Annotated in this window: 24 protein-coding genes and 1 pseudogene; 15 read left to right on the forward strand and 10 right to left on the reverse strand. The window is 69.2% G+C overall.

The genetic code is table 11. The annotated features are described in order from the left end of the window. The first annotated feature begins 115 nt into the window (after positions 1 to 115). Positions 116 to 601 carry a hypothetical protein gene (locus tag ACFVS6_RS05710; protein WP_389700941.1) on the forward strand — a complete coding sequence of 162 codons (486 nt, stop codon included), beginning with the start codon at positions 116 to 118 and terminating at the stop codon, positions 599 to 601. A gap of 106 nt (positions 602 to 707) precedes the next feature. Here the strand turns inward: ACFVS6_RS05710 and ACFVS6_RS05715 are convergent, their stop codons facing one another. Together ACFVS6_RS05715 and ACFVS6_RS05720 are read right to left on the reverse strand one after the other, a co-directional pair. Further along, a complete protein-coding gene (locus ACFVS6_RS05715) occupies positions 708 to 1,613 on the reverse strand; it encodes an alpha/beta fold hydrolase (RefSeq protein ID WP_389700943.1) in 906 nt (301 codons plus the stop codon). A 250-nt stretch (positions 1,614 to 1,863) separates the two neighbouring features. Beyond that, a complete protein-coding gene (locus tag ACFVS6_RS05720; RefSeq protein ID WP_389700945.1) occupies positions 1,864 to 2,295 on the reverse strand; it encodes a GNAT family N-acetyltransferase in 432 nt (143 codons plus the stop codon). Between the two features lie 867 nt (positions 2,296 to 3,162). On the opposite strand from ACFVS6_RS05720, the gene ACFVS6_RS05725 reads away from it, so the two are divergent. Further along, on the forward strand, positions 3,163 to 4,269 hold the full coding sequence (locus ACFVS6_RS05725) for a hypothetical protein (protein WP_389700947.1): 1,107 nt from the start codon (positions 3,163 to 3,165) through the stop codon (positions 4,267 to 4,269). A 224-nt stretch (positions 4,270 to 4,493) separates the two neighbouring features. Here ACFVS6_RS05725 and ACFVS6_RS05730 read toward each other — a convergent pair whose 3' ends face one another. Both ACFVS6_RS05730 and ACFVS6_RS05735 read right to left on the reverse strand, forming a co-directional pair. Continuing rightward, the gene (locus ACFVS6_RS05730) at positions 4,494 to 5,672 is read right to left on the reverse strand and encodes a cytochrome P450 (protein WP_389700949.1); all 1,179 of its coding nucleotides are present in this window, start codon (positions 5,670 to 5,672) and stop codon (positions 4,494 to 4,496) included. After that, positions 5,669 to 6,151, reverse strand: coding sequence for a hypothetical protein (locus ACFVS6_RS05735; RefSeq protein WP_389700951.1), 483 nt, complete (start codon positions 6,149 to 6,151; stop codon positions 5,669 to 5,671). The genes ACFVS6_RS05730 and ACFVS6_RS05735 overlap by 4 nt, the downstream gene beginning before the upstream one ends. 602 nt (positions 6,152 to 6,753) lie before the next feature. Here ACFVS6_RS05735 and ACFVS6_RS05740 point away from each other — a divergent pair. Together ACFVS6_RS05740 and ACFVS6_RS05745 are read left to right on the forward strand one after the other, a co-directional pair. Continuing rightward, positions 6,754 to 6,894 (forward strand): hypothetical protein, encoded by a 141-nt coding sequence (locus ACFVS6_RS05740; protein ID WP_389700953.1) that lies wholly within the window; start codon positions 6,754 to 6,756, stop codon positions 6,892 to 6,894. 355 nt (positions 6,895 to 7,249) lie between these two features. After that, positions 7,250 to 7,666, forward strand: coding sequence for a GNAT family N-acetyltransferase (locus ACFVS6_RS05745; RefSeq protein ID WP_389700955.1), 417 nt, complete (start codon positions 7,250 to 7,252; stop codon positions 7,664 to 7,666). A gap of 131 nt (positions 7,667 to 7,797) precedes the next feature. Here the strand turns inward: ACFVS6_RS05745 and ACFVS6_RS05750 are convergent, their stop codons facing one another. Beyond that, positions 7,798 to 9,084: a UDP-glucose dehydrogenase family protein gene (locus tag ACFVS6_RS05750; RefSeq protein ID WP_389700957.1), complete on the reverse strand. Its 1,287-nt coding sequence runs from the start codon at positions 9,082 to 9,084 to the stop codon at positions 7,798 to 7,800. Between the two features lie 333 nt (positions 9,085 to 9,417). Here ACFVS6_RS05750 and ACFVS6_RS05755 point away from each other — a divergent pair, with 333 nt between their 5' ends. Both ACFVS6_RS05755 and ACFVS6_RS05760 read left to right on the forward strand, forming a co-directional pair. Then, on the forward strand, positions 9,418 to 9,894 hold the full coding sequence (locus tag ACFVS6_RS05755; RefSeq protein ID WP_389700959.1) for a DUF6228 family protein: 477 nt from the start codon (positions 9,418 to 9,420) through the stop codon (positions 9,892 to 9,894). 251 nt (positions 9,895 to 10,145) lie between these two features. Continuing rightward, positions 10,146 to 10,871, forward strand: coding sequence for a hypothetical protein (locus tag ACFVS6_RS05760; RefSeq protein WP_389700960.1), 726 nt, complete (start codon positions 10,146 to 10,148; stop codon positions 10,869 to 10,871). 96 nt (positions 10,872 to 10,967) lie between these two features. On the opposite strand, the gene ACFVS6_RS05765 is transcribed toward ACFVS6_RS05760, so the two are convergent. Further along, the gene (locus ACFVS6_RS05765; RefSeq protein ID WP_389700962.1) at positions 10,968 to 11,129 is read right to left on the reverse strand and encodes a hydrophobic protein; all 162 of its coding nucleotides are present in this window, start codon (positions 11,127 to 11,129) and stop codon (positions 10,968 to 10,970) included. 871 nt (positions 11,130 to 12,000) lie between these two features. On the opposite strand from ACFVS6_RS05765, the gene lepB reads away from it, so the two are divergent. Beyond that, positions 12,001 to 12,720 (forward strand): signal peptidase I, encoded by a 720-nt coding sequence (gene lepB, locus ACFVS6_RS05770; RefSeq protein WP_389700964.1) that lies wholly within the window; start codon positions 12,001 to 12,003, stop codon positions 12,718 to 12,720. A gap of 273 nt (positions 12,721 to 12,993) precedes the next feature. Continuing rightward, entirely contained in the window at positions 12,994 to 13,611 is a 618-nt protein-coding gene (locus ACFVS6_RS05775; RefSeq protein ID WP_389700966.1) for a hypothetical protein, read from the forward strand. A 34-nt stretch (positions 13,612 to 13,645) separates the two neighbouring features. Here the strand turns inward: ACFVS6_RS05775 and ACFVS6_RS05780 are convergent, their stop codons facing one another. Continuing rightward, positions 13,646 to 13,831 carry a hypothetical protein gene (locus tag ACFVS6_RS05780; RefSeq protein ID WP_389700967.1) on the reverse strand — a complete coding sequence of 62 codons (186 nt, stop codon included), beginning with the start codon at positions 13,829 to 13,831 and terminating at the stop codon, positions 13,646 to 13,648. A 99-nt stretch (positions 13,832 to 13,930) separates the two neighbouring features. On the opposite strand from ACFVS6_RS05780, the gene ACFVS6_RS05785 reads away from it, so the two are divergent. Further along, a complete protein-coding gene (locus ACFVS6_RS05785; RefSeq protein ID WP_389700969.1) occupies positions 13,931 to 14,923 on the forward strand; it encodes a PQQ-binding-like beta-propeller repeat protein in 993 nt (330 codons plus the stop codon). An 898-nt stretch (positions 14,924 to 15,821) separates the two neighbouring features. Next, positions 15,822 to 16,163: a hypothetical protein gene (locus tag ACFVS6_RS05790; RefSeq protein WP_389700971.1), complete on the forward strand. Its 342-nt coding sequence runs from the start codon at positions 15,822 to 15,824 to the stop codon at positions 16,161 to 16,163. 355 nt (positions 16,164 to 16,518) lie between these two features. Here the strand turns inward: ACFVS6_RS05790 and ACFVS6_RS05795 are convergent, their stop codons facing one another. Further along, a complete protein-coding gene (locus tag ACFVS6_RS05795) occupies positions 16,519 to 16,713 on the reverse strand; it encodes a hypothetical protein (protein ID WP_389700973.1) in 195 nt (64 codons plus the stop codon). Positions 16,714 to 16,775: 62 nt separating this feature from the next. On the opposite strand from ACFVS6_RS05795, the gene ACFVS6_RS05800 reads away from it, so the two are divergent. The 4 genes and pseudogenes from ACFVS6_RS05800 (at position 16,776) to ACFVS6_RS05815 (ending at position 20,409) form a co-directional block, all read left to right on the forward strand. Next, entirely contained in the window at positions 16,776 to 17,468 is a 693-nt protein-coding gene (locus ACFVS6_RS05800; RefSeq protein WP_389700975.1) for an HAD-IA family hydrolase, read from the forward strand. 7 nt (positions 17,469 to 17,475) lie between these two features. Continuing rightward, positions 17,476 to 17,710 (forward strand): annotated as a pseudogene (locus ACFVS6_RS05805) (IS5/IS1182 family transposase); the annotation flags it as partial. 315 nt (positions 17,711 to 18,025) lie between these two features. Further along, entirely contained in the window at positions 18,026 to 19,537 is a 1,512-nt protein-coding gene (locus ACFVS6_RS05810; protein WP_389700976.1) for a purine-cytosine permease family protein, read from the forward strand. Next, positions 19,534 to 20,409, forward strand: coding sequence for a nitrilase-related carbon-nitrogen hydrolase (locus tag ACFVS6_RS05815; RefSeq protein ID WP_389700977.1), 876 nt, complete (start codon positions 19,534 to 19,536; stop codon positions 20,407 to 20,409). Before ACFVS6_RS05810 ends, ACFVS6_RS05815 begins: the two co-directional genes overlap by 4 nt. A gap of 710 nt (positions 20,410 to 21,119) precedes the next feature. Here ACFVS6_RS05815 and ACFVS6_RS05820 read toward each other — a convergent pair. Next, positions 21,120 to 21,704, reverse strand: coding sequence for a TetR/AcrR family transcriptional regulator (locus ACFVS6_RS05820; protein ID WP_389700979.1), 585 nt, complete (start codon positions 21,702 to 21,704; stop codon positions 21,120 to 21,122). 164 nt (positions 21,705 to 21,868) lie between these two features. Between ACFVS6_RS05820 and ACFVS6_RS05825 the strand changes: the two genes are divergently transcribed. Next, positions 21,869 to 22,357 carry a hypothetical protein gene (locus ACFVS6_RS05825; RefSeq protein ID WP_389700980.1) on the forward strand — a complete coding sequence of 163 codons (489 nt, stop codon included), beginning with the start codon at positions 21,869 to 21,871 and terminating at the stop codon, positions 22,355 to 22,357. A 280-nt stretch (positions 22,358 to 22,637) separates the two neighbouring features. Here the strand turns inward: ACFVS6_RS05825 and ACFVS6_RS05830 are convergent, their stop codons facing one another. After that, on the reverse strand, positions 22,638 to 23,906 hold the full coding sequence (locus ACFVS6_RS05830; protein WP_389700982.1) for a DUF3533 domain-containing protein: 1,269 nt from the start codon (positions 23,904 to 23,906) through the stop codon (positions 22,638 to 22,640). Between the last annotated feature and the right edge of the window lie 91 nt (positions 23,907 to 23,997).

The following is a 23,997-nucleotide window of genomic DNA, read 5'->3' on the forward strand; positions in this document are numbered from 1 at the left end:
TCCGTCCTCGGTGCGGGCCCGACGGCCGATGCGGCTCCGGGACCCCCGGCCGGCCGAGAGGGCAATCGGGGCCGTGGGCCGTCGCGTTCGAGCAATGCGGTCATATGATCACGCCATGACTGCCGATGCCCCGCTCACCCGAGAGTCGTTCCGGCGCCTCCAGCCGATCAGCACGCCCCTTCAGGTGGCTCAACTTCCCGGCCGCGTCTGGACCGACGAGCAGTGGGACCGTATCCGGCGCGGATACGCGGCCCAGGACATGGACCAGAAGTGGAACGCCTTCGTGGAAGGCGATGTCCTTTTCATGCACCGGAGCTGGACCGGCCGTGGCGTCTACGAGGCTTCCTTCGCCCCGGTGACCGGCGGCGGGAGGAGGATCGCCTCCGCCGTGGTGGAAGGCGATGTGGAGCGCTATCGGAGAAAGGGCGACGAGTACGACAGCCTGATGATGGAACTGGTCGTCAGCGCGATCATCCTTGGTGAGCCCGCCGCCGAGCTCCGCGCCGGGCTCGTGGAGTTGACCGCCCGGGCATCGGGGAGGAGCGACGTCCCCGCCGGCCTGGTCCAGCACAGTGTTCTGGGACTGCGTTCGGAATCGTAGGCAGCACCGGGCTGTCCCGTCCGGCCGTCCCGTCCGGCCGTCCCGTCCGGACATCGCGGACCGGTTCTGTTCCGGGCCCCGCGTACGGAGGAGGGGGCGATCGGGGCTACGTCCCCGCCCCCGGTCGGACGTGGGCATCCGTGGCCCGGGTGTGGTCGAGCACGGCCGCGGCCAGGGGTACGTGGACGGCGCGGGGCAGGGCGTGACCCATGCCCGGTATCTCGACCAGCCGCGCCCCGGCGATCACCTGGGCGAGATGGTCGGCGTGCGGCGGCGGGAAGACGGGCTCGGCGGTGGCGGAGACGACCAGGGTCGGTACCTCGGTACGCGCGAGTTGCTCGGTGCGGTCCATGCCGGAGTGGTCCGCGCGCCCGTGGGTCATGGGCGCCTCGTAGCGTCCGGCGTGCTCGATGATGCGGCGTTCCGAGGCCCGGAACTCGTCGGGGTCGAAGGGGATCCGGTCGCCGTTGAGCAGTCGCCAATGCTCCACGCGGTGGTCCAGCTCGCCCTCCGGGCCGCGGTCCTCGTGGGGCCGGGACCACATTTCGAGCAACCGGGCGTCGATGGGGGGCAGCCGGTCCACGGGGGTTCGGGTGCCGTCCGGGTGTGACAGCGGGGTGCTGCTGAGAGCGGCGGTCCCCATCACTGTCGCGCTGAGCAGCCGTTGGGGGTGATCGGCGATCAGCAGTTGGGCGAGCATGCCGCCCATAGAGTGGCCGACGATGTGCGCCCGCTCGACCTCGTGCGCGTCGAGGACAGCGATCGCGTCCGAGGCGAGGTCGACGACGCGGTACGGGTGCGTGTCGAAACTCCAGCTGGAGCGGCCGGTGTCCCGGTGGTCGTAGCGGATGACGCGGTGGCGCACGGCCAACGCGTCGACCAGTTCCTCCGGCCACGCCAGCCCGGACGCCCCGGCCCCCATGATCAGCAGCAGGACCGAATTCCGGGGGTCGCCGCGCACCTCGGACCACAACCGCACCGTCGGGTCGACCTGGACGAACCGCTGATTCATGGCACCGCTCCCCACACCCACGAATAGAGACGAGACGGACCGTCTCGCTATCTGACGTCACCATCATGACGCACGCCCCGGAGTCACGCAATACGTTTCGTCTCGCTACCGGCCGGATGCTCGGCACCGGCGCGACGCTCGGCACCGGCGCGACGCTCGGCACCGTCGGGCGCTCGACGGGGGCCGAACGCCCGGCACCGGCCGGACGCTTGACGAGGGCGGCCGGAACAGGTCCCGTCCCGCCCGGCCCTCACTGTGCGCCGAGTGTCATCCACTTCGCCGGCATCGTGAGGGATTCGAAGCCGACCTTGGCGTAGACCGCGTGTGCGTCCGCGGTGGCCAGCAGCACTCGACGCAGTTCGTAGGGCGCGAGATGGTCGCGAACGGCGGCAACCAAGGCGTGCCCCAAGCCCTTCCCCCGGCTGTCGCGAGCGATGTAGACATCGCACAGCCAGGCGAACGTGGCATGGTCCGTGACCACGCGAGCGTAACCGTGCTGAACACCGGCGGCTCGGTCATAGACCCCGAAGTTCAACGAGTTGGCCATGGCCGCCTCCTGCTTCTCCCGGGACCGCCCCTGCGCCCAGTACGAGTCCTCGGAAAGCCACTGATGGACGAGCGCACGGTCGAGGCGGGCAGGGTCGGTGGATATGTCGAAGCCGGCCGGCAGATCGGTGGTCATGCTCGCATCCAAGCAGACCGGGATGGCCCGGAGCCATCACATAACCCCTTGGCGCGTGGCCGGGCCTGACCACGGCCCACCTCGGACGAAGTCGACGCGACCGGAGCGACGACCGAAACGGGACGGCCGTCCGAACCCGCCGACGGCGGCCCGGCGAGGAGTCGCCCTGTCGCAGCCCGCCCTTCGTGACTGCGGGCGCATCAGGGGCCCGACCGGATGGATGGTGAGTAGGAACTACTCGTGACCGTCGTCGTATCCAAATCCTTTAATCGCAATGTCACTTGCAATTCCAGTTCGCGAGAAAGGGACCTGACGTGAATCTTCGATCATGGATGAGAAAGGCGCCCGCAGTCGGAGCGCTCGCAGTAACGGCTGTCACGGCAGGGGTCGTTGCCGCCCCGGCCGCATCGGCCGCCACCACGCCCGTGTACCACATGAACTGCACCACGGGGATCTCGGGGAACAAGGGCTGGGGAACCTGCTCGGGGACGGGGCGATGGGTCGTTCGGGCGGAATGCGCCTGGAGCCCGCTCCATTCCGTGAGCGGCGGAGGATGGACTGACGGCACGTACACGAAGTGGACGTCCTCCTGCACCTTCGGTGTCGAGTCCGTGACGATCGTGGAGTACTAGCCGGGCAGCAGGTTCCGGCAGGTTCCGGCGCCCGGGAAGCATCCTTGGCCGGATGCGGGCGCCGGACCGCCTCCCGACCTTCCGTTCGAGTCAACGTGGCAGTCTGGTGCTACGAGCGCGTACGACCGTTGTGGCGTCCAGGGTGTGCCGGGTCGCATCACATCGTCGTCCGCACACGTTCCCCGCGACCGATGTTGGTGGATACCTGACCGCTTGCGCCCGAGCGAGGTTCCGAGTGACCGAGGACTCGTCGTCCCGACTGTCAGTGGGTTCCGGCATGCTCCGCGGCATGTCAACTGCCGATATCACCCTCGACGAGTGGCTCACCTTCGATCGAAGGGCAGCGGCGGCCACCGCCAGGACTGCCGCGCGAACGGTGGGCGGCATCGTCACTTCCGTCCGCCTTCACGAATACGCCGGGCGAACCGCCTACAACGCGATCATCGAAGTCGACGGGAGACCGTACGTCTTCGTCCCCGGCGGACATGCCCGACTCGGCTTCGAACCCGAAGCCTGGACGCCGACCGACGATGAGGTCCTTTCCCATCTCGGTAGCCACACAGCACTGGACCCGTTCCCCGAGTATGCCGACCTCGAGTCGGACGACCGAGCCGAGGCTCGTGCTCGCCGGACCGACAGCACCGTCGACGACATCCGCCGGCACATCGCCGCCATCACCTCGCGCCCCCGGACCACCCGCTTGAAGGCGTTCCTTGCTGCGAAGCACGCAGACGAGGCGGGCGTGAGCGAGGCCCCACTCGACCACCCGATCATCACGGCGCTCATCCAGAAGTGGAAGCCTGGACACCAGGAACTCATCGGAGATTTCATCCTGCCCGAAACCGACACGGGCACCCACGGCCGAGTTCGCTTCGACCCGGACGGCAAGCCCACGGCGGCATGGTTCGCGGCCCACACCACCCATGGCGCGATCACCGATGAGTTGGCACGGACCGGCCGACGCCTGCCCACCCCCGATGAATGGGAACACGCCTACGCATTCGGCGCTCGGAGCCTGTTTCCGTGGGGCGACCGGATGCCGACCCGATGGCTCGAAGACGACAACACCCTCGTCATGCCCGACGGTGTCCGTACGGCCGCAGCATCACCGATGCTGTCAGGGCTGCACATGGCCCAGAACTCCTACAAGTGGGAGCTGACCACTGACCGTCGCGAGGTCCGCGGCGCCGACGGCGGCGGTACCGAATGCGGCGCCGAACCCTGGTTCGCCAAGTGGTTGATCCGGGCGAGCTCCTACCGCGACCCCGAACAGGGCGACTTCGTCGCACAACGCCCGCACACCCGCGGCACCCTCGCTCGGCCTGTCATCCCGCTGGAGTGATCCGACCGGCCGACTGCGGCCCTCAGCCGATGGCTTCGCCGTGCGCCGTGCGCCCGACGGTGGACGACGGACCCGGAACCGGTGCGCCGGCTTCTGCCGGATCCTGACGACTTCGTACGGCGTGCGAGCCGGGGCGGGCGGTTACAGCGACTGTCGGCGCCGAGGTCGATCATTGTGGCCAGGGCGCCGCGGGTGCCGCTCCTGACGCCCCGTCCAGCGGCACGTCACCACGAGACGGGGAGGGACCGAAGCCCACGCTTGTGAAACGAGGGCCACCACTGAACGTCCTCGGGCGGCGCCGCCATACGTAGCTCGGGACTGCGCCGCAGCAGGGCCTCGACGGCCACTTCCGCTTCGAGGCGGGCCAGCGGGGCGCCCAGGCAGTGGTGAATGCCGTGCCCGAAGGCCAGGTGGGAGGGCGCACGCATCGGGTCGAAGCGGCGAGGAGTCGGGAACTGAGCCTCGTCGCTGTTGGCAGAGATGATCGAAATCCAGACCCGTCCGCCGACCGGGACGCGAGTACCGGCGATCGTGAGTTCCTCCAGCGCGAATCGGCGGACGCTCAGGGGGAATGGCGGATCCGAGCGCAGCGTCTCTTCGATGACGTCACGGATCGCGAGTTCGCCGACGCGGACGGCACTGAGCTGCTCGGGGTGAAGAAGCAGAGCCGTGATGGTGTTGCCGATGAGGTGGACGGCGTTGTCGTAGCCGGCGAAGAGGATGAGGAACGTGATGGAGACCAGCTCGGACTCCGTCAGGCCGTCGTCTTCGTCGCGGGCCTGGATCATGGCGGTGAGGAGGTCGTCCGTGGGGTCCTCGCGCTTGGCTCGAATGATGTCGAGGAGGTGGCGGTACATGCTGCGCATGGCCCGTCGAGAGTCGTTGGCCGACCCTGGAGCGGGTGAGAGCAGGGTGTTGGTCCACCGCCGGAAATCACGCCGGGAGCCGTCCGGAATGCCGAGCAGCTCGCAGATCACGTTCATCGGGAGTGGGTTCGCCAGTACGGTCATCAGGTCGACCTCAGGGCCCGGCGGGGCCGCGTCCAGTAGTTCGTCGGCCATCGCCTCGATGCGTGGACGAAGGTTGGCCGTGCGGCGGGGAGTGAACGCCTTGGACACCAGCTTCCGCAGGCGCGTGTGGTCCGGCGCGTCCATGTTGAGCAGGTGGGAGTCGAGCTCGGGCGGCATGGACGACAGGTAGGCGCCTCGGGTACGAGCGTTTGCCTTGTTCAGGGAGAGCCGAGGGTCGGCCAGTGCCGCGCGGGCTTCGGCATAGCCGGTGATGACCCAGACGGCTTCCCCGTCAGGTGTGATCGTTTCATGGACGGGCCCCGCGCCGCGCAGCTCGGCGTACCTGCCATGCGGGTTGGTCATGAGGGCGTCGTCGAAGATGGGGATGGTCACGCGTTCACCGCATGGTCGGCGACTCGGGTGTTCGACAAGAACGCGGCCGCCAAGGGGGAGTGGCCGTCAGCCTGCGCCACGCGGGTGAGCGAATCCGCTACGGGCATGACGATGCCGGCCGCAGCGACGAGGGGGCGGTCGAGGCGGGTCGTCAGGTCTTCGACAGAGAACCCGGCAGGGGTACCCCACAGGATCTGAGGCCGCTGAGCGGTCGGCTCGGCCGGCTCGGTCGGCTCGTTCGGCCGCGCGGGATGAACCGTGTTGGTCTCGCCGAGGAGATGGCCGACCGAGACCTGGAACCGGTTGGCCGGAGCCTCGAGCGTGTCCAGGCCAGGACTGGAGACCTTGGCCCGTCGGATGTCGTGGACGGTTGGATGACCGGCGGTGGGGCTATTCGTTCGCGCAGCCGTGTCCTTGCTGCGTGCGGCGACCTCGTCGGCGTTGCCGGGGCCGGTTCCGTTCGGGTGCCGGTTGTCCATGAGCAACTTGAGACGCTCTGAGAGCGTTCCCCGGCGGGAAGGCGTCTCACCCATGCTTGTTGCTCACTGCTCTCCTCAACCGGACCTGCAGGCGTAACGCCCGCGTCTCCACCGGCTTGACATCTGGTCACCCGAACGGGCGTCCTTTCCGAGCCATTTGACAGCGTTCATTCCGGCTGTCCTGGTGGATCATCCTCGGCGTCCGTTCCGCACTTGTCCAGGGGCGAGCCGGCGGCGGAACCGCACCGTGCGCGCGTAGTACGCGAGCGTGTCTCCCGCATGCGTGCCGGTGCTCAGCTCACGCAGTTACTCCAGGCGCCCGTGGCGCAGAAGAAGCTCCAGAACCTGTTCATCGCGACCCTGGTCCTGTGCCGGCTCGACGAGGGCGGAGAGGATCCACTCCTTGTTCAGGTGCGGCGGAGTACGGTGATCGCCTCGCCGGCCTCCCCGCCTTGGCCAGCAGCGCCGCCAACCCGCGCACTCGGCCGGCGGCAGCGTGCGGTCGACCCCCTCCACCCGGACGGCATCCAGGGGCGACCACGCGGTCAGCCCCTCCGGCACGCTCCGTCGTGTCTACGGGCATCCTTGATCGTTGGCGGGCCATGACCATCATGAAGCGCGTACTTGTTGCTCTGGCCCTCGCGGGGGCCGCGCTGTCGCCTTCCGGAGCCGCGCACGCGGACCCCTGGCCCGAGCACGTCTTCTTCTACTCCCTCGGAGACGATGTCTCGAGCCTGCGATAGCCGGGCCTCTCAGCAGTGCGTCCCACTGGGGCAAGAGGGGCTCAGTGGGACACTTCTTCAGCTCGGGCCGCAGGGCCAAGAGCGACCGGCCGGACACCGTCGCGTCCCCCAGGTCCCCGACCACTTCATGCTCCGCCTGCCCTCGAACTGCGACAGCCGGACGTATCGCTCCGCCAAGGCCACCAAGGCCACCAAGGCCACCAAGGCCACCGACGCTGCCGAGTCGCGCCGATACGTCGAACCTTGACGAACCGTAGGCCCGGACCGGCGTCCTCGTGCTTCACGCCCGCTCCCGCCGTCGCGCTCCACGAAAGGCGGTCGCCGTCCCGTACGCCGCTGTGCTTGGCTCAGCTCCATGATCGAGACACGCAGCGCCACGGTGGATGATGCCGCGAACGTTCTTGCCTTCTGGGAGGAAGCGGCGGAGGGAACGTCGATCACGGATGACATCGCGGGGGTGACTCGGCTCATCGGACGTGATCCGGACGCTCTGATCCTCGCTGAGTCCGACGGGCTCCTCGTCGGCACTCTGATAGCGGGCTGGGACGGTTGGAGAGCTTCGCTCTATCGTCTTGCCGTTCGCCCCTCCCACCGACGGCAAGGGATCGCCAAGAGGCTCCTCGATACCGCCGAGCAGCGGTTCCTGGAGCTGGGCGGTCGACGCGGGGACGCGATGGTGCTGGTCGAGAACAAGCAGGCGCAGGCAGCCTGGGCCGCGGCCGGGTATCACCGGGAGGACCACTGGCGGCGATGGGTGAAGCCGTTCGGGTAGGCGCACACCTCGGTGCCGTGCGCCGACCTCCTCCAGGCTCCGAAAGGCTCGTATGCACGCCGCGGCCCGGTGAACCAGCAGGTCGGACCCAGCTCAGGACTCCCGGGGACGACGAGCCCTCGGCACGATCCTCAGGGGCGACCGACGGAGGTGTACCGGAACCCGATTTCGCGCAGGCGGGCCGGGTCGAGGAGGTTGCGGCCGTCGAACATGACCGGTGTGCGCATCAAGGTGTGAGCCTCGGTCCAGTCGAGCCGGGCGAGTTCGGGCCATTCGGTCACGATCACCACCGCGTCCACGCCGTCGAGGGCCTGCTGAGGGGTGGCGAAGCGGGTCACCGAGTCCCAGGGTTCCCCGGCGGCGGGGCGGGCCAGGGGGTCCCAGCAGCGTACCTGTGCGCCTTCGGCGAGCAGACGGCCGGCGAGGACGGTGGAGGGGGCTTCGCGCATGTCGTCGGTGCCGGGCTTGAAGGCCATGCCCAGGAGGGCGATGTCCTTGCCGGCGAGATCGCCGAGTTCGTCCTTGAGGTGCTGGACGGCGCGACGCTTCTGGATGTTGTTGACGTTGATGACGGCGGTGAGGAGCTGCGGGTGGAATCCCGTGTTTGAGGCCATCTGACGCAGGGCCTCGGAGTCCTTGGGGAAACAGGAGCCGCCCCAGCCGATCCCCGGGCGCAGGAAGTGCGCGCCGAGTCGGTGGTCCATGCCGACGGCCCCGAGGACTTCGCCGACGTCGGCGCCGGTGTTCTCGCAGAGGGTGGCGATCTCGTTGGCGAAGCTGATCTTCGTGGCGAGGAGCGCGTTGGACGCGAGCTTGACCATCTCGGCCGACTTGACGTCCATGGTGGCCACGGGGGCGTCGATACCGGTGTGGAGGGCGACGACGAGGGCGCCGGCGGTGGCGTCGTCCTGGCCGATGACGATCCGGTCCGGGGACATGAAGTCGGTGACTGCCCGCCCCTCGGCGGTGAACTCGGGGTTGGAGACGTATCCGACGTGGGACAGGCCGTGCTCGTCCAGCAGGACCCGCGCGCGGGCGCCGGTGCCGACGGGGACGGTGGACTTCATCACGACGGCGCGCAGGCCCTGGGCATTGGTCAGGGAGCGGATGACGGACCAGACGCGGCTGAGGTCGGCGTCACCTGAGGCCGAGGGCGGCGTGTCCACGCACACGTAGGCGACTTCGGCACCCGCGAGGGCCTGATCGAGGTCCTCGGTGAACGTGAGACGTTCCTTGTTCCGGGCGATCATCTCGCCGAGTCCGGGTTCGTGGATGGGGACGTCACCGGCGCGCAGGATGCGGACGCGTTCGGGGTTGATGTCACGGACCACCACGCGGTGGCCGAGCTCGGCGAGGCACGCTCCGGTCACCAGGCCGATGTATCCGGCGCCGAACACCGCGATGCCCCGCTCTGCCATGATCTGCCCAATCTCTTCGTGCCGGGTCAGGCGGATCTCGGTACTGCCCGGGTGACGCTCTGACGACTGGCGAAACCCTACTCGGCCGGGCCGACTGCGTTTTCCCAGCACACGATGCCCAGGCATTGAAGGGCGGGTGGACTCGACGACCCCTGCGGCTGCCCCTGCATGGCGGGCGGACCGGTGCCCTTGCGTCCGGAAGGCGCGCACACCACCGGGAACGGCGTCGTCCCACCCCGCTCCGGTCCGCCCACGGACCGGTAGCCGAGCCAGGTCGCATTTTCCGGCCGAAAGCAGCAAGCATCATCACGCCCGGTCTTCTAGCCTGTCCGGATGTTCGACGACGACGATGCCCCCGACGCGGCGCCGACGGTCCGGGTGGGAGAACCCGGACCGGGGCCGGTCCACCTCCGTCTCTCCGAGCCGACCCGCCCGTACGGTGACGATGACTTGATGCTCGACTTCCTCGTGAAGGCACAGGGGCAAGGGCTGAGCATCGAGACCGTGGTGCGGACCTGGGACGGCGATGGTCTCGGGATCTTTCTCTCCTCACTGGCCGAGGACTTCAGGGGCTGGGAGGGGGCACGGACTTGGCGCTCCCTCGAACACGACCTGACCGTGTCCGCCGTGCACCGCTCCGGTGGCCACGTCCACCTGACCTGGGGAATCCACGGCCGCCCGCACCGCGACGACTGGCACTTCGAGACCACAACCGTGCACGCAGCCGGCGAGGACCTGCGGCACCTGGCCGCCGAAATCGAAACGTTCCTCACGAGCGCGCCCGCGCAGCATCGTGAGTCCGCACCATGACCGGGCCGCCGGCCCTACGCATCGCCTGACTCCGCTGGGTCACCGTCTCCACCCTCTCCTGTTCCCTCTGGGCCTGGTCGTCTGCGCACCGTTCCGACCGGTGCTCGCATGGTGACGTCACCTGGTCGAGGTGGATGGGTGTTGGCTCGGGCGTCTGAAGCGATGTGCCCGTGCATGCTGATGATCAGGTTGGCGAGGGTGTCTCTGCGGATCTCGCGGTGCTTCTCCGGAGTGCCGACGACAGTCGTCCGGTGACGATCGTTCCTTCGGTCTGTGGCGATTGTGGCGGGCGTGCGTTCCTCGTGCTCTTCGACGATGTCGAGGGCGGGGCCGAGCACATGTGTGTTGCTTGCGGCGGCCGCGCGTTCATTGCGGACAGTGAGGAGTTTTGGGAGGACGTGGATCCTGGCGAGGCCGGCTGCCCTTGCGGAAGCCGGGAGTTCGAGGCGGCAGTCGCGTTCTCGCTTGCCGACGACGGATCGGTCCGCTGGGTGACGGTTGGGCTGCGGTGCCGGTGGGATGGTGCAGTGGGGGTCTATGCCGACTGGAAGATCGACTACGGACCCACGGACCACCTCCTGACCGTGGTCCAGGCCCGTGGAACGATGGCCCGAACGGGCTGCGGGTTTTTGGCCGGTGCGGTCGCGGAGCATCGCGAAGACGACGTCGGCACGGCGCGCAGCGAGGCAGAGCAAAGCCTGAGCGTGGTGGTTCCCTCGGGCGATCTTCTTGTCGTAGTCGGCCCGCGATGCGAGGTCGCCGAAGGCCGCGAACGCGGAGAGGGCCTCAAGGTGCCCGACCGGATGCCGCGGGCCGGTGCTGCGGAGAACCCGACACCCGCCCCGCCCGGATTGGGTTCGGGACCGGGGCGGCCGTCGATCGTTGGAGGTGAGCAGGTCCCCTGCTGCGTCACGGCGACCGTCCCGGCTGTCATGCGGGTACCCCCGCGGTGGGACTTCACACCGACCGGCCCCTAGCTCGGGTAGGCGAACATGCCGGTGGCCTGGCTCCCCGTCACGATCGGGGGGCCAGGCCACCGGCATGCAGCTTGTGGCTGCGTTGTGCGGTCGCGGCTACCAGCGGTACCAGCGGCCACTACTGCCTTTGGGGCGGGCGACGAAGCCGACCAGCCACAGGACCAGGACGGCGATGGCGATCCACCAAAGGATCTTCACCGCGAAACCCGCGCCGAAGAGGATCAGTGCCAGCAGAAGAACGAGAAGCAGGGGAACCATGGTTATCAACCTCCGAGGCACCGTGTGCCCGACCCCACCCCGGCCATGCATTCGATCTTATTTGTTTCTTATTGGTGCGGGTGGGCACAAGGAAACGTCTGCGCACCGGCACCCGGGCTTGGGCTGGGCGGCCGTCGGCGAGCGCGGCCCGAGCTACTTGAGTGCTCCGACTGCATGAGGTGCCATTCCTCGCGATAGCCGAGGAAAGACGGCATCCATATCCCGGGCTGACGGCCATCCGACGGGGCCCCTGTATCGATATGGCTTCGTGAAACGCCCGCAGCAGATCGTGGACGGGTACGCGCCGCCGAAGGTCTCGCTGCGGCATGTGATGTACCGCTTCGTATCCGGGGGCGTGTTGTCGCCGGACACGCCACCGACATACCGGGGGCGTGTCCGCGCAGTTGCCCGGGACCCGGGGGGAAGCTTCCCCGACCCAGGGCGTGGATCGACGTAGGCCAGGCCGACTCCCATCCGTCCGGGGACCGCCATGATCGATCCGGTCAGGCCGAACCCGCGGCGACGGACCACCAGACCCCGGTCCACCTGTTCCGGATTGGCCCGAGTCGGCTTGCGACCTGTCTGAAGAGGGTGGTTCTCAAGTAATGGCCGAGGTGGCCGTCGCCGCAGCGCGGGAACGGCCCACCGCCGCGGCCGGGAAGGGCACAGCCACCACCGCGGTGAACACCCTGGCCTGGTCGTTCACGGCCATGAACGAGGGGATCGCCGCGACACGCTCTCGCTCTCCTGAACCGGAACCTGCGCGCGGGGCTACCCGCGTCGCGGGCTGAACTTCGCCCTCCACTCCCGCTGACACGCCGGTTGCGGCCGGATCGTAGGGTTCCTGCACCACCGGGAGAAGGAAGATGACATGGGGCAGTCCGGGAACGTCGAAGTGCGCAGACCGGGGCGGTGGCTGCGGCGTGCGGCTGTTTCGACGCTGGCCGTCGGCGCGGCCGGGTTCTGTCTCGGACTCGTGCATTCCTTCTTCGCGCACTCGTACACCTTCACGAACCGGATGGGTGACGACTCCATGGCTCCGGCCTACCCGCAGGGCGAGGTCTTCTACGCGGAGACCACCACGGGGGATGAGGTGCGCCATGGGGACGTCATCGGTTTCGACGTGACGGTCGAGCATCCCGACGGGGGCTCGGTGATCGGCAGGGTGGTTGCGCTGGGAGGGGACACGCTTGCCTATCGGGGCGGCGAAGGCCATCTGACGCTGAACGGGAAGGTCCTCGACGAACCGTACGTGGATCACGCGGTCGTGAGTGGTGGCTCGGCCGACTTCGAGGTGAAGGTGCCCGAGGGAAGGCTGATCGTTCTGGGGGACGGCCGCCGCAGCCCGGTCAGCGACCAGTTCGAACCCGACGAAGGAACGGCGCCGACCGCCGAGACCGGTACGTTCCCCCTCTCGGCGGTGCAGTACCGCGTCGTGGGCTCGGAAGGGAACCCCACGACGGCCCGGACGGCGGCGGAGGTCGCCTTCGTCGGTGGTCCGGCCATGATCGTCGCGAGCGGAGCCCTGGCGTGCGCCTCGCGTATCGTGCGCAGGCGGGCCGAGCGAGCGGTCGTCCACCCCTGGAGCTGACTGAACAGACCCAGCCTGCACCGATGGCCTCAGGGCGGCGGAATCGCCGACGACCCGACGACCCGACGACCCGACGACCCGACGACCCGACGGCTCGACGAGCCGACGAGCCGACTGCGAGCGCACGGTGCGCACCCGTGCCCGGGCTGACGGCGCGGCAGGACCGGTTCTGTCATGCCGCTCATGTGACGGTTCAACGGGACTTGGTTCGTTCTGACTGACCGAAAGCAAAAAGGGATCTTCGTCCGATGTCGGTTGTGGCAGGGTGCTCGCATGTCCAACCCCATCGCGTACCCGGTCCACCGCACCACCGACCCGGTCCTGGCTCTGAGCGTGGCGCGTCAGCTCGTGGCAGTGGGCGACCAGCAGTACGCGGAGGTGTCGGTGGACGTCGAGCTGTGCACCGTCCCGGAAGTGTTGCGAATGCGCGAGGCGCTGCCGGATGCCTGGTTCCGCAAGGTGGATGTCGAGGACTGGGCGCGGGATCCTTCCGACCCGACGGGCCTGCACGGCGGTGTCCACGCACCCGAACTCTCCACGGATCCGGACTTCCTTGCCTCCCACCTGCCGCTCTGGGCATCGATGGAATACCGGGCCGTTGACAGCATCGAGGAACAGTTCGCCGCCCTGGTTGGTTCGAACATCGGCGAGATCTGGTGGTCGAGCTTGATCTGGCCCGACGTACCGGACCGTGACATTCCCGGCGAGGCCAACAACGCCCGCGTTTCCCTGCTGTTCAACTGCCGGACCAAAAGCCTTGACGAACGCTCCGATCACCACACTGTGCTCGTTCACGTGCGCCGCGGTAGTCGCGATGGGTCCGAGGAACGACACGCCTCCTGGCTCGCGGAGCAGATCGGCGGTTCCGTCATCGGCCCACCGCAGGAGTAATCCCGTAAACGGAGCGAGGCGATTCGACGGATCGTTATTGTCCGTCGCCGTCGCCGTCGCCGTCGCCGTCGCCGTCGCCGTCGCCGTCGCCGTCGCCGTCGCCCGTCAACGGCACGTCAATCTGGCCGGCGACGCCGGCGACGCGCCGGCGCAGCCTGAAAGGTTCGCGGTTCGTTCCGTTCCGGTCCGCGATGCGGAGGGACTGCGTGAAGTGGTGCAAGAGCCATCGGAGTTCGAGGCGGCCGGGTGGCGGTGGAGCAGCATGCGGCGGGTTGATCCCGCAGCCGGACGCGGGTCTCGGGTGTGGTGAGATGGTCCGATGATCGCAACGGTGCTTTGGCGGCGCGACCTGTACCAAAGGGGACGCGGCTCCGCCTTCGCCGTCGGGCCGGACTGCGTCGTCCTGCACGAGCGGCGCACCCGGCTGGTCTGCCTGGAGCGAGCCGATGGCGCGGTGCGTTGGGACGTCCCGATGGGCACCTGGCTGCGGGGGATGGTGCTCACGGGCGACAGGGTCCTGGTACTGCCGCAGACACCGGACCTGCTGTCCTGCCTCGACTTGCGGACCGGGGCGTTGCTGTGGAGCGTCCCCACACCGAGGTGGACGGGGAATCTCGTGGTCTGCGCGGACACCGTGGTGATCGGTGGTTGGCGTGGATACACCCCGATGGCCGGACTGGACCTGGCTGACGGGCGCGTGCGTTGGGCCACTCCGTCGCGGGTGGAGTCCGTGACCACCCTGGTGTGGGCCGGCGGGGTGCTGACCGGCAGTGGGAGGGAGGTGTCGCTGCTCGATCCGACAGACAGGAGCGTCCTTGCGCGGTGGCAGCTGCCGGAGCCGCTCGCGGAGTCCGACGGGACAGCGTTCGTCCCGCTGGGTGAGGAACGGGTGGTGGCGGTATGCGAGGGAGGGTCGTTGGTGACGTTCGGGGTCGGCTCGGAGGGGCCTGCCCGGCTCGGATCGTACGACTCGTTCGGCAGGATCGGATACGCCGCCGGGGCGGTCTGGATGTTTCGGGGAGGCAAGGGATTCCTTGGGGTGGATCCCGCCGATGGGACGCCGGTGTGGTCGGCCGGAACAGGGCGGCATGTGGTGGCCGATCCGGTGCCGTACTCCGGTGGCCTGCTGGTGGGGGACGCCAACGGCGGATTGCGGAGCGTCGGACCCGACAGCGGACCCGCGGAGCGGTGTTCCCTGCGGGGCCAACGCCTCGATGCCCTCGCGGCCGCGGGTGACGGTGGGCTGTTCTTCGTGACGAGGGGCACCTTCGGATCCTTCAGTCTCACATCGGAAGCCGGCAGCCGACCTTAGAACCCTGCTGGGCGTCGGCGGGGAGGTTCGGCGGGTCCGTCTCGGATCCTTCCGATCGGCGGGACGGCGCCTGGTCGCGGAGGTTGTCGAACCGGGCGGCTTCCGCGCCGTCCGCGGCCGGTCGGGGTGGCGAGTTCGCGAAGGCGGGCGGCCGGTTCGCTGACGACTCGCCCCGCATGAGCGGGCCGCGAAGGCCTTTGGTGGCTGTCGTCAAATCCCGTCTGCCTTGCGGTGTCCGGCACGCACTCCCGCCGCACCGAGCGAAAGCCCGAGTGCGTCCGGTGCACCGGCTTCCGCCCGGCACGCCGGGAGCACGGACCGGACACCGCGAGGCCGCCCTCCGGGCGACAACGGGACTTTGACGACAGGCCCTAGCCCGGACGGCCGCCTCCGGGGCGGTGCCCGCCGGGATCCCGAGCGCCTCTCCTCGGCTCCGGCCCGTTCCGCCGTCGGGCGTCCACCCCGCCGGTGACGCGGGCCGCAACGCCGGCCGCTACGCGCTCCGTCCGCCGTCAGGCAGAAGGACACCACGTGGACGTGGCCGGCCCATCAGTGGGGGAGCCGGATGACCAAGGCTGCTGCTGCAACCGGTCCAAGGAGCACGTAGCCGCCTTTGCCGCACCTCGTGACGACGGCCGCCGTGAACGTACGCCTTCACGTCCGGTACGCCCGTGTGACTGCGCGCGGGTCGTGACGTGACCTGCCGGCCCTGCCCGAAGGGTTGATCGGCCCGGCGCCCGGGTGGAGGCAGGGCTTGCGCCTTCGCCCCGGCGGACCCTTGGTCCTGTCCGGTGGCTGAGGAAGTCTGAGCGCCCCCCGGTCGCCCGGGCGCGCGGGGCTAGTGTCGATACGTCGGTGCCCAGACGGCGTCTTGGGCGGAGCGGGACGAGGAGGCCGCATGACGATGGACGAGGGGGTGACGGCATTATCCGTGGAACGGAGGCTCTGCGGAACGCCCGAGCACATCAGGCTCGACCGTCCTCCGGCCGGTGAGCCGCGTAGCACCCGGGTCTCCTTGCTCGCCGTGCTGCGGTCGGAGTGGCTGGCCTCCGTGGTCTGGGTCTCTGTCGGAATCTTCGTCTTCTTCGGCTGGCACGTGGTGGGAGCGGCGATCGTGGCGGGAGTCTTCGTCGCACTCCTGGTCGCAGGATTCCTCTGGAACCTGTGCAAGGGGCACAGGTGGGGGTGTTGTTTCCTGCGTGCCCTTGCCTCGACCCTGAGGGTGACCGAGGGGCTCTGACAAGAGCCTCCGCAGTGGGATCGGTCCGACAACTCAACTGGCGGACCGGCTTGCCGGTTGCCCGGTCTTCGGGGTGTGCCGACGATTTCGGCGCGGCTTGACCGGGCGACACCAGGGTGTGGGTCCCCGCGGTGTGTGCCCCGGCAGGACACCACATCCGGAGCCGAGCGCCGGTGGTTGCCTGACGACGGAACCGGGCGCTCGCGACCAAGTCCTCCAGGTCGTCGGGGACGACCTTCGCGGCGACCGGACACTGGAGGAACTGGTCGACGTTCCTGTAGACCCTGCTCATTCCGCCTGCCCCCATCCGTTCGGCGGGCTCGTATCGGCCGGCCGGCCGGCCGGTCCCCTGCTCTCACTTGGTGGCTACGACCGCGACGAATACCGCCGCCCGGTTCGGGCGCTCAACAGCCAACCGGTGATCGCCCGCCGCGGCGCCCCGTACGAACCCGGTCACGGAATCCACCGATGTGGTGTCGAGCGGACGATCGCCCGGCTCCGCGGCTTCCGTCGGCTCCGCATCCGGTGGGAAGGGCGCGACGACATCCACGAAGCCTTCCTCGGCCTCGTCCCGCAAACTGCGTGCTCGGGGCCTGATGGCATGATCGAGGCGTGATCAGTGAACGCGGCCGAGGCCGTCCCGTTGCGAAGCGGTATGTCCTGTTCGATGTGGATGGCACGTTGATCAATGCCGTGGACAATCAGCGCCTGGTCTGGCGCACGTGGGCAGAGCGGTACGGACTCGACCCTGATGAGGTCCACCGAGTGGCGCTGCGGACGAGGCCGACGGAGACGTTCGCGCAGGTGGCCCCGGACCGGGACCCTCAAGAGTGCTTGGCCGCACTGCACGAGCTGGAGGACGAGGACGTCCGGGCCGGCTCATATTCGGCCTTCGACGGGGCCTCAGAACTGCTGAACGCCCTGGAGCCCGGGGGCTGGGCCCTCGTGACCTCGAACTACGAGCACCGGGTACGGGGGCGGTTCGCACGGACGGGCCTGCCGGTCCCGAAGGTCGTCGTGGATGCGGCCGCCGTGGCGGACGGCAAGCCGTCGCCGGTGCCGTATCTGCGGGCGGCCGCACAACTCGGTGCCGAACCGGAAGACTGCCTGGTCATCGAGGACGCTCCCTCCGGGGTGCAGTCCGGGCTGCGCGCCGGGATGGCGGTGTGGGGCGTCAACACCCCCGCGGCGGTCGATGGGGTGCATCGTCACTTCGGCAGTCTGTGGGAGGCAGCCCCGGAGATCCTCGCCTTCGCGTCCGGGGCCCATCCTGGCCGGCTGGAGGGCTCGGCCACAGTGAAATGATCTTGCTGTGGCGGATGTGACCATGGCATCGGAGCCGTCCTGGACAGTCCTGTTCACCGGGCTGGGCCCGCGCAGCTTCGGCAACTCTATGACCGTGGTGCGGCACAGGGTTTCCGGACGAGCCGCGGCACGGCCGCCCGTGGAGCCTGCCGTTGGAGGACCGGGTGCTGCTGGCCGCGCCCCACTGGCGCACGAGGTTGACGCTGCGCCAACTCGGCCCGCTCCTCGGCGTCCCCAACTCGACGAACTCGTGTCGTCCACGGGCTCGCGCCTTGGCGTGATCGGCTCCGGAAGGAGGAGTTCGGACACGCGTGCCGTCTCGACCGCCCGGTCCGCCCGGTCCGCCCGGTCTGCCCGGTCCAGCCGGTCCGGCGCGCGCGACCACCGACACGCGAAGCTCGGGTATCGCGACCAGGTCGGCGAGGTGGAGCGACACGGACAGGCACACCGTCCATCAGGCCGAAGAGGAAACGCCCCGGCATCCATCGTTGTGAGCCCCGAGGCGGCATAGGTTGCTGCTGACCATCCCGCCTCCGCGACCACCTCAGGAGGGCCACATGGAGAACGGACCCCACCCCCCGTCGCCGGTCGGCGACAGGCCGGGCGCCAACGCGTCCGGCGGCCTGATCGAAACACGCTCCATCGACTACGTCCCCGCCCGCGAGCGGCACGGCAAGGTCTGGCACCAAGGACCGTTCTGGTTCACCGGCAACTTCGTGCTGACCACGATGGTCACCGGCTTCATCGGTCCCTCGCTCGGACTGGGCCTGGGCCTATCGGTACTGGCGGTCGTACTGGGCGCCTGCTTCGGCACCTTCTTCATGGCCTTCCACGCCAACCAGGGCCCGCGCATGGGTCTGCCCCAGATGATCCAGTCGCGCGCCCAGTTCGGCATCCGCGGCGCGATCGTCCCGTTCGCGGCCGTCGTCTTCGTCTACATCGGCTTCAACGTCTTCAACGTGATCCTGGCAACCCAGGGCCTTCAGACGATCCTGCCCGGCGGCACCACACTCTGGTACGCGATCCTGATCGGCCTCGCGATCGTGCTGGCCGTGGTCGGCCACGACCTGCTGCACGCCGTGCAGCGTTGGCTCACCTACCTGCTGATCCTCGTGTTCGGCGTGCTGACCGTCGGCGCAATCGTCCAACTCGACCCGCAGGCCGCGGCCGCGAGCGGCTCCGGTGGCGGGTTCACCGCGTTCCTGGTCGTCTTCTCGGCCGCGTCCGGTTACCAGATCAGCTACGCCGTCTACGTCTCCGACTACTCGCGCTACCTGCCCAAGGACGTCCCGGCCAAGAAGGTCATCTGGTGGACCTACCTCGGCGCGGCCGGCTCGGCCGTCTGGCTCATGTCACTGGGCTCCCTGCTGGCCTCCGCGCTGCCGGACCCGGACGCGATCACCGCCTTGCGCCAGGTCGGAAACGACGTCCTGCCCGGCTTCGGCACCTTCGCCGTCGTCGTCTCCTCGCTCGCCCTGATCTCGATCATGGCTGTCAACGCCTACGGCGCGATGCTGACCTCCACCAGCGCCGTGGACGCCTTCCGCAAGGTCCGCCCGACGGTGAAGTCCCGGATCGCCGGCATCGTCGTGATCGAGCTGATCGTCTTCGTGGTCGCGCTGCTCCTGCCCGCCGACTACCTGGCGAACTTCAACAACTTCGTGCTGCTGATGCTCTACTTCCTGATCCCGTGGACGGCGGTCAACCTGGTGGACTTCTACTTCGTCCGCCGCGGCCGCTACGCGATCACCGCGATCTTCGACCCGCGCGGCATCTACGGCCTCTGGTCCTGGCAGGGCCTGACCGCCTACACCGTCGGCTTCGCAGCGATGGTGCCGTTCTTCGTCACCTCGTTCTGGACCGGACCGGTCGCGAGCGCGCTGGGCGGCGCGGACATCTCCTTCGCGGTCGGCCTGCTCGTGGCCGGCGCCCTGTACTACGGGCTCACCCGCAGCCTCGACCTGGATGCGGAGGCGGACGCGATCGCTGCCAGCGACCGCGAACTGGAGGGTCGGGACGCGGAAGGCCCCGATGCCCACAACGGCTCCTCCACCGGCGGCCCGAGGTGACCTTTCCGAACGCCGACACCACCCGCGTCGCCTGCGCGCAACTCACGCTGCGCGTCGGCGACCGGGACGGCAATCGCGCCGCCGCCCGCGAGGCCATCGAGCGGGCCGCGGCCGCCGGGGCCGACGTCGTGGTCCTGCCCGAACTCACCAACAGCGGCTACGTCTTCCACGACACGGCGGAGGCGGCGTCGCTGGCCGAGCCCTTGGACGGCCCGACCCTCGCCGACTGGACGACGCTCGCCCGGCGCCACCGGATGATCGTCGTCGGCGGCCATTGCGAGCTCGACGAGGACGGCCTGATCCGCGACTCGGCCGTCCTCGTCGACCCGACCGGACTGCGAGCGGTCCACCGCAAGGCCCATCTCTTCGGCATCGAACACGAGTTCTTCGTCCCCGGCGCCGAACTGCCACCCGTGGTCGACACCTCCGTCGGCCGGATCGGCCTGCTGGTCTGCTACGACCAGGAGTTCCCGGAGTACGTGCGCACGCTCGCACTGCGCGGCGCGGACCTGCTGTGCGTGCCGGTCAACTGGCCGTTGTTCCCCAGACCCGAGGGCGAGCGACCGTCAGAAGTGATTCGGGTGCAGGCCAACGCGGCGATCAACCGGATGTACGTCGCCGCCTGCGACCGCGCCGGAACCGAACGGGACGTCCTCTGGACCGGCGCTTCCGTGATCGTCGACCTGGACGGCTTTCCCGTCGCCGGTCCCGCGACCGAGACCGGCCAGGATCTGCTCATCGCCGACTGCGCGCTTGCCGGGGCCCGGGACAAACGCGTGGGCGAGCACAACGATGTGCTCGGCGACCGCCGCCCGGAGCTCTACCGAAGCATCATCGGTCCCGTGCCTCTCCCGACGGAAGAGTCACGATGATCCGCCCATCCTCCGGGCACCCGGTCGGCCCGGCAATCGTCAGGCGTGCTGAGGAGCGGCCGGGGGCTGCGGTGCGGAGGGCCATCGGTCGCGACGGCCGGGCTGACGGCCGGGCTGACGGCCGGGACGACGGCCTGTGCGAACGTGCCGCTCCGTTGCTCTCGCGAGGGCCGTCCGCCGTTTCGTCCGCCGTTCGTCCGCCGTTTCGTCCGCCGTTTCGTCCGTTCGGAGGACGGGATGAACCAGGAGGGTCGGTGAGATGGAGGGGTCAGATTTCCTCTCCTTCCGTTCGTCCTCAGGAGGTCCCCATGCCTACTGCCACTTCTCCCACCGGTCTCCGCGAGTCGGAACCCGACTTCCTGGAACTGCTTCGGATTCCGGTGATTTCCAGCAGGCATTCACAGGAGCAGGAACTCTGTGTCGCCGCTTGCGGCTCCTTCTGCTTTCAGGGCGGGAGTGCCCGGCGGTCGCCGAGGGTCCGAGCCCGAGCCGAGACGCCGACCATTGGTTGACCGGCCCTCGGCCCTCAGTGCTCGGGGCGGTTCCCCGGTCTTGCGGCCTTGCGTTCCTCCGCTCGGACGGCGAAGGAACGCAAGGCCGCACCGGTCGTCCGGAACACGTCCGACTTCCCGCTGCGGCGTAGCCCGCACCGGACCCGCCCGCCGCCCGCTCGCGTCGCTGCTGCGCGGGTGTCCTAGGGCGGCCTTCGGCTACCTCGCGTACGCCGCCAGGAACATCGCCAGCAGGCCATCCACCGCGTACTCGTCGATGGGGAGGTCGGTCACGAGCCAGCGGTAGTAAAGCGTCCCGCTCAGTACCTCGGCGGCGTACGTCAGGTCCGCGTCCGGGTCCAGCTCGCCGGTCTGCTGGGCGAGGGTGATGCGGTCGAGGGTGCTCTGCTCCACCGTGCGCAGGAACCGCGCGTGCAGGGTTGCCCGCAGTGCCGAGTCCGCTTGTGCCTCGGCGATGACTGCGCGGTAGAGGGGGCCGATCGGAGGCTCGGAGAGGGCGGAGGCCGAGCGGAGGAACTGTTCGCGCAGGTCGGCGCGGACGTCGCCGGTGTCGCGGTAGTCCAGGCCCTTCGTCCAGACGCGGTTGAGCGCGTCGAGGAGCAGGGCCGATTTGGACGGCCAGCGCCGGTAGAGCGTGTGCTTGCCGACTCCTGCCCTGCGGGCGAGTGCCTCGAAGCTCAACCCTGCGTAACCGACTTCGGCTCCCAGTTCGATGGTCGTCCGGAGCAGTTCGTCGGTGCGTGCGGTGCCACGGCGTCGCGGGGGAGCCTCCTCGTCCGTCATGGACCCGACTATATCGGCACGCTCTGTGCCGTTGACATGCCCTGCCCGGACGCTCATGATGATCCAATATCGGCACGGCACGGGCCGTGCCGATATCCCTCGTCGAACGTCGCGGAACTTCGTCGGCGGGGCAGGGGGAAGTCAACGGGTGAACGGGGTGGGGGATGGCCATGTACGTGGTCCGAAGGACTGTCCGTGGTGCGGTGAGTGCGTTCCTGGCGCTGCCGGTCGGCCTGGTGGGGGTGCTACTGGTTCTCCTGGGGCAGCCCGGGCGAGCCGCACGTGTGCAGGGGCGGCTGTCGGGTGGTTCGGGGTGGACGGGTGGAAGGGTGCTGGGCCGGGCGATGCTGAGCCTGCCGCTGGACATGGCGGCATTCGCACTGATCGGCTATTCGCTGTTCAACTCGGTCCGGAACTTCGCCTATCCGGTCTGGTACTACGACACCGACTACCACCAGGCATGGGGTGGCCCGACGATGGCGGGCGTGTGGGCGGTGCACGCGGTCGGCTGGTTGCTGTGCCTCGCGATCCTGCTGTACTGGCCGGTGCGATGGCTGGCGAGAGGCCAAGAGGCGGTCGAGCGCAGGGTGACGGGCAGCCGGACACCTGCGAAGACCGCGCCCGAGGGAACAGAACCGCAGCTCGCCTCTTGAATTCGGCACGCGAACCCCGCCGGGTGGGCGCCTGACGTGCCGCCGCGGTCCATTCCCTACCGCCGCCAGTGGCGAGCGCGGCAGGTCCGACGGACGCACCCAGCATCCAGTCCCGCACCCGGCGGCCCGGAGAAGGGCGCCACAGCACTCGGGACGTCCTCCGGCTCGATCGAGCGTGTCCGGACCACCTCGGCGAACGCACTGCCGCGCGAACGTGCGAACGTACGGCCACCCGGTCACGCGGGTACGCCCCTGCTAGGGCAGGGGCGTGCCGGCGATGTCAGGCGGGCTGCGGGGTGAAGCGCTTGAGTCCCTTGCGGTCGTAGTAGGCGGTCATGGCGAACCCGAAGAGCAGGGCCAAGGCGGTGCCGATCGCGATCATGATCCAGGAGCGGGTGAGGCCGGCGTCACCACGGGCGTCGAAGTAGAGGATCGCGCGCACGCCGTCGCTGAGCTGGCGCATCGGTTCGAAGTGCGACAGGAACCGGTAGAAGTCCGGCACCGCCTGGAGCGGCACGGTGGCACCCGAGGACGGCAGGCCCAGCACGATGAACACGAACATGGACACCAGTTGGCCGATCCCGCCGAACGCGGCGTTGATGGCCTGTACGCCCAGGCCGACGGCGAGGGCCGCGCAGTAGGAGTAGATCCACAGCAGCGGCAGGTGGGACGCGTCCATCCCGAGTACGACGACGCAGGCCAGCATCACCAGAGCGGTGCTGACCAGGGTGATGCCGGCGGTCATCACCATCTTGAGGAGCAGCGTCTGGGTCCGGTTGATCGGCACGGTCGGGCGGCGTGTGTGCCAGGGGCCGATCTCGTTGTCGGCGTAGCCGAGGGCGGTGTCGACGCCGTTGCTGATCACGTTGCCGCCCATGAACCCGGCCAGCACCAGCAGCAGGGTGTAGTAGAAGGCCGTCAGGCCGAGGCCGCTGTGGGTGCCGATGGGGTGGCCGACCTGGGTGACGATCTCGACCGGATCGGCGAGCAGGAGTTTCGTCGTGGGGTTCACCCGGTCGCCCGCGGCGGCGGTGAGCTGCCGGCCGATGTTCTGGGAGGCGGTGTGGGCCGCCCGGGTGGTGATCTGGCCGGCGAGGGAGGAACCGAGGCTTCCCTTGCCGGGGTTGGTGAGCACGGTGATGATCGGCCGCCCCGTGGCCCCGGGCGTGGTGAGCGCGGTGACGGAGTCCGTGAAACCGGACGGGATCACCAGCGCGCCGTAGATCTTGCCCGAGTCGAGCTGGTCCTGGGCCTGCGCACGGGTCACCGTGCGCCAGTCGGCCTTGCCGCCCGCGGTGTCGGCGGCGAGGGCGGCCGTGATCTGCGCGCCGAGGTTCTGCTGCTGTCCGGCCGGCGGTTTGCCGATGTCGTCGTTGACGAGGGCGATGGGGAGGTCGCGGAGGTCCGCGTTGGGGTTCACGATGCCGCCCATGTAGAGCAGGGACAGCAGCAGGGCGAGCAGGCCGGTCAGGATCGTGGGGATCAGCCACAGCTGCGGACGGCGCAACAGGGCAGCGGCGGTGGCTTCGGGGGCGGCGGGCTCGGACATGGCTCTCCGTGACGTTCCGGCGGGCGGGATCGGACATCAGGATGGGCCCCGCACCGGCGAAGGCCGATGTACGCCTCGCACACCTCCCCCC

The sequence above is a fragment of the Streptomyces sp. NPDC057939 genome (genome assembly GCF_042887545.1).
In the GTDB taxonomy this organism is placed as follows: domain Bacteria; phylum Actinomycetota; class Actinomycetes; order Streptomycetales; family Streptomycetaceae; genus Streptomyces.

What these genes read in the sequence shown, in the direction of transcription:
- ACFVS6_RS05765 (WP_389700962.1), bottom strand. Translation starts at nt 11,129, where the DNA reads ATGGTTCCCCTGCTTCTCGTTCTTCTGCTGGCACTGATCCTCTTCGGC.
- ACFVS6_RS05710 (WP_389700941.1), top strand. Translation starts at nt 116, where the DNA reads ATGACTGCCGATGCCCCGCTCACCCGAGAGTCGTTCCGGCGCCTCCAG.
- ACFVS6_RS05775 (WP_389700966.1), top strand. Translation starts at nt 12,994, where the DNA reads ATGTCCAACCCCATCGCGTACCCGGTCCACCGCACCACCGACCCGGTC.
- ACFVS6_RS05745 (WP_389700955.1), top strand. Translation starts at nt 7,250, where the DNA reads ATGATCGAGACACGCAGCGCCACGGTGGATGATGCCGCGAACGTTCTT.
- ACFVS6_RS05750 (WP_389700957.1), bottom strand. Translation starts at nt 9,084, where the DNA reads ATGGCAGAGCGGGGCATCGCGGTGTTCGGCGCCGGATACATCGGCCTG.
- ACFVS6_RS05820 (WP_389700979.1), bottom strand. Translation starts at nt 21,704, where the DNA reads ATGACGGACGAGGAGGCTCCCCCGCGACGCCGTGGCACCGCACGCACC.
- ACFVS6_RS05810 (WP_389700976.1), top strand. Translation starts at nt 18,026, where the DNA reads ATGGAGAACGGACCCCACCCCCCGTCGCCGGTCGGCGACAGGCCGGGC.
- ACFVS6_RS05715 (WP_389700943.1), bottom strand. Translation starts at nt 1,613, where the DNA reads ATGAATCAGCGGTTCGTCCAGGTCGACCCGACGGTGCGGTTGTGGTCC.
- ACFVS6_RS05755 (WP_389700959.1), top strand. Translation starts at nt 9,418, where the DNA reads ATGTTCGACGACGACGATGCCCCCGACGCGGCGCCGACGGTCCGGGTG.
- ACFVS6_RS05740 (WP_389700953.1), top strand. Translation starts at nt 6,754, where the DNA reads ATGACCATCATGAAGCGCGTACTTGTTGCTCTGGCCCTCGCGGGGGCC.
- lepB (WP_389700964.1), top strand. Translation starts at nt 12,001, where the DNA reads ATGGGGCAGTCCGGGAACGTCGAAGTGCGCAGACCGGGGCGGTGGCTG.
- ACFVS6_RS05830 (WP_389700982.1), bottom strand. Translation starts at nt 23,906, where the DNA reads ATGTCCGAGCCCGCCGCCCCCGAAGCCACCGCCGCTGCCCTGTTGCGC.
- ACFVS6_RS05785 (WP_389700969.1), top strand. Translation starts at nt 13,931, where the DNA reads ATGATCGCAACGGTGCTTTGGCGGCGCGACCTGTACCAAAGGGGACGC.
- ACFVS6_RS05720 (WP_389700945.1), bottom strand. Translation starts at nt 2,295, where the DNA reads ATGACCACCGATCTGCCGGCCGGCTTCGACATATCCACCGACCCTGCC.
- ACFVS6_RS05790 (WP_389700971.1), top strand. Translation starts at nt 15,822, where the DNA reads ATGACGATGGACGAGGGGGTGACGGCATTATCCGTGGAACGGAGGCTC.
- ACFVS6_RS05825 (WP_389700980.1), top strand. Translation starts at nt 21,869, where the DNA reads ATGGCCATGTACGTGGTCCGAAGGACTGTCCGTGGTGCGGTGAGTGCG.
- ACFVS6_RS05735 (WP_389700951.1), bottom strand. Translation starts at nt 6,151, where the DNA reads ATGGACAACCGGCACCCGAACGGAACCGGCCCCGGCAACGCCGACGAG.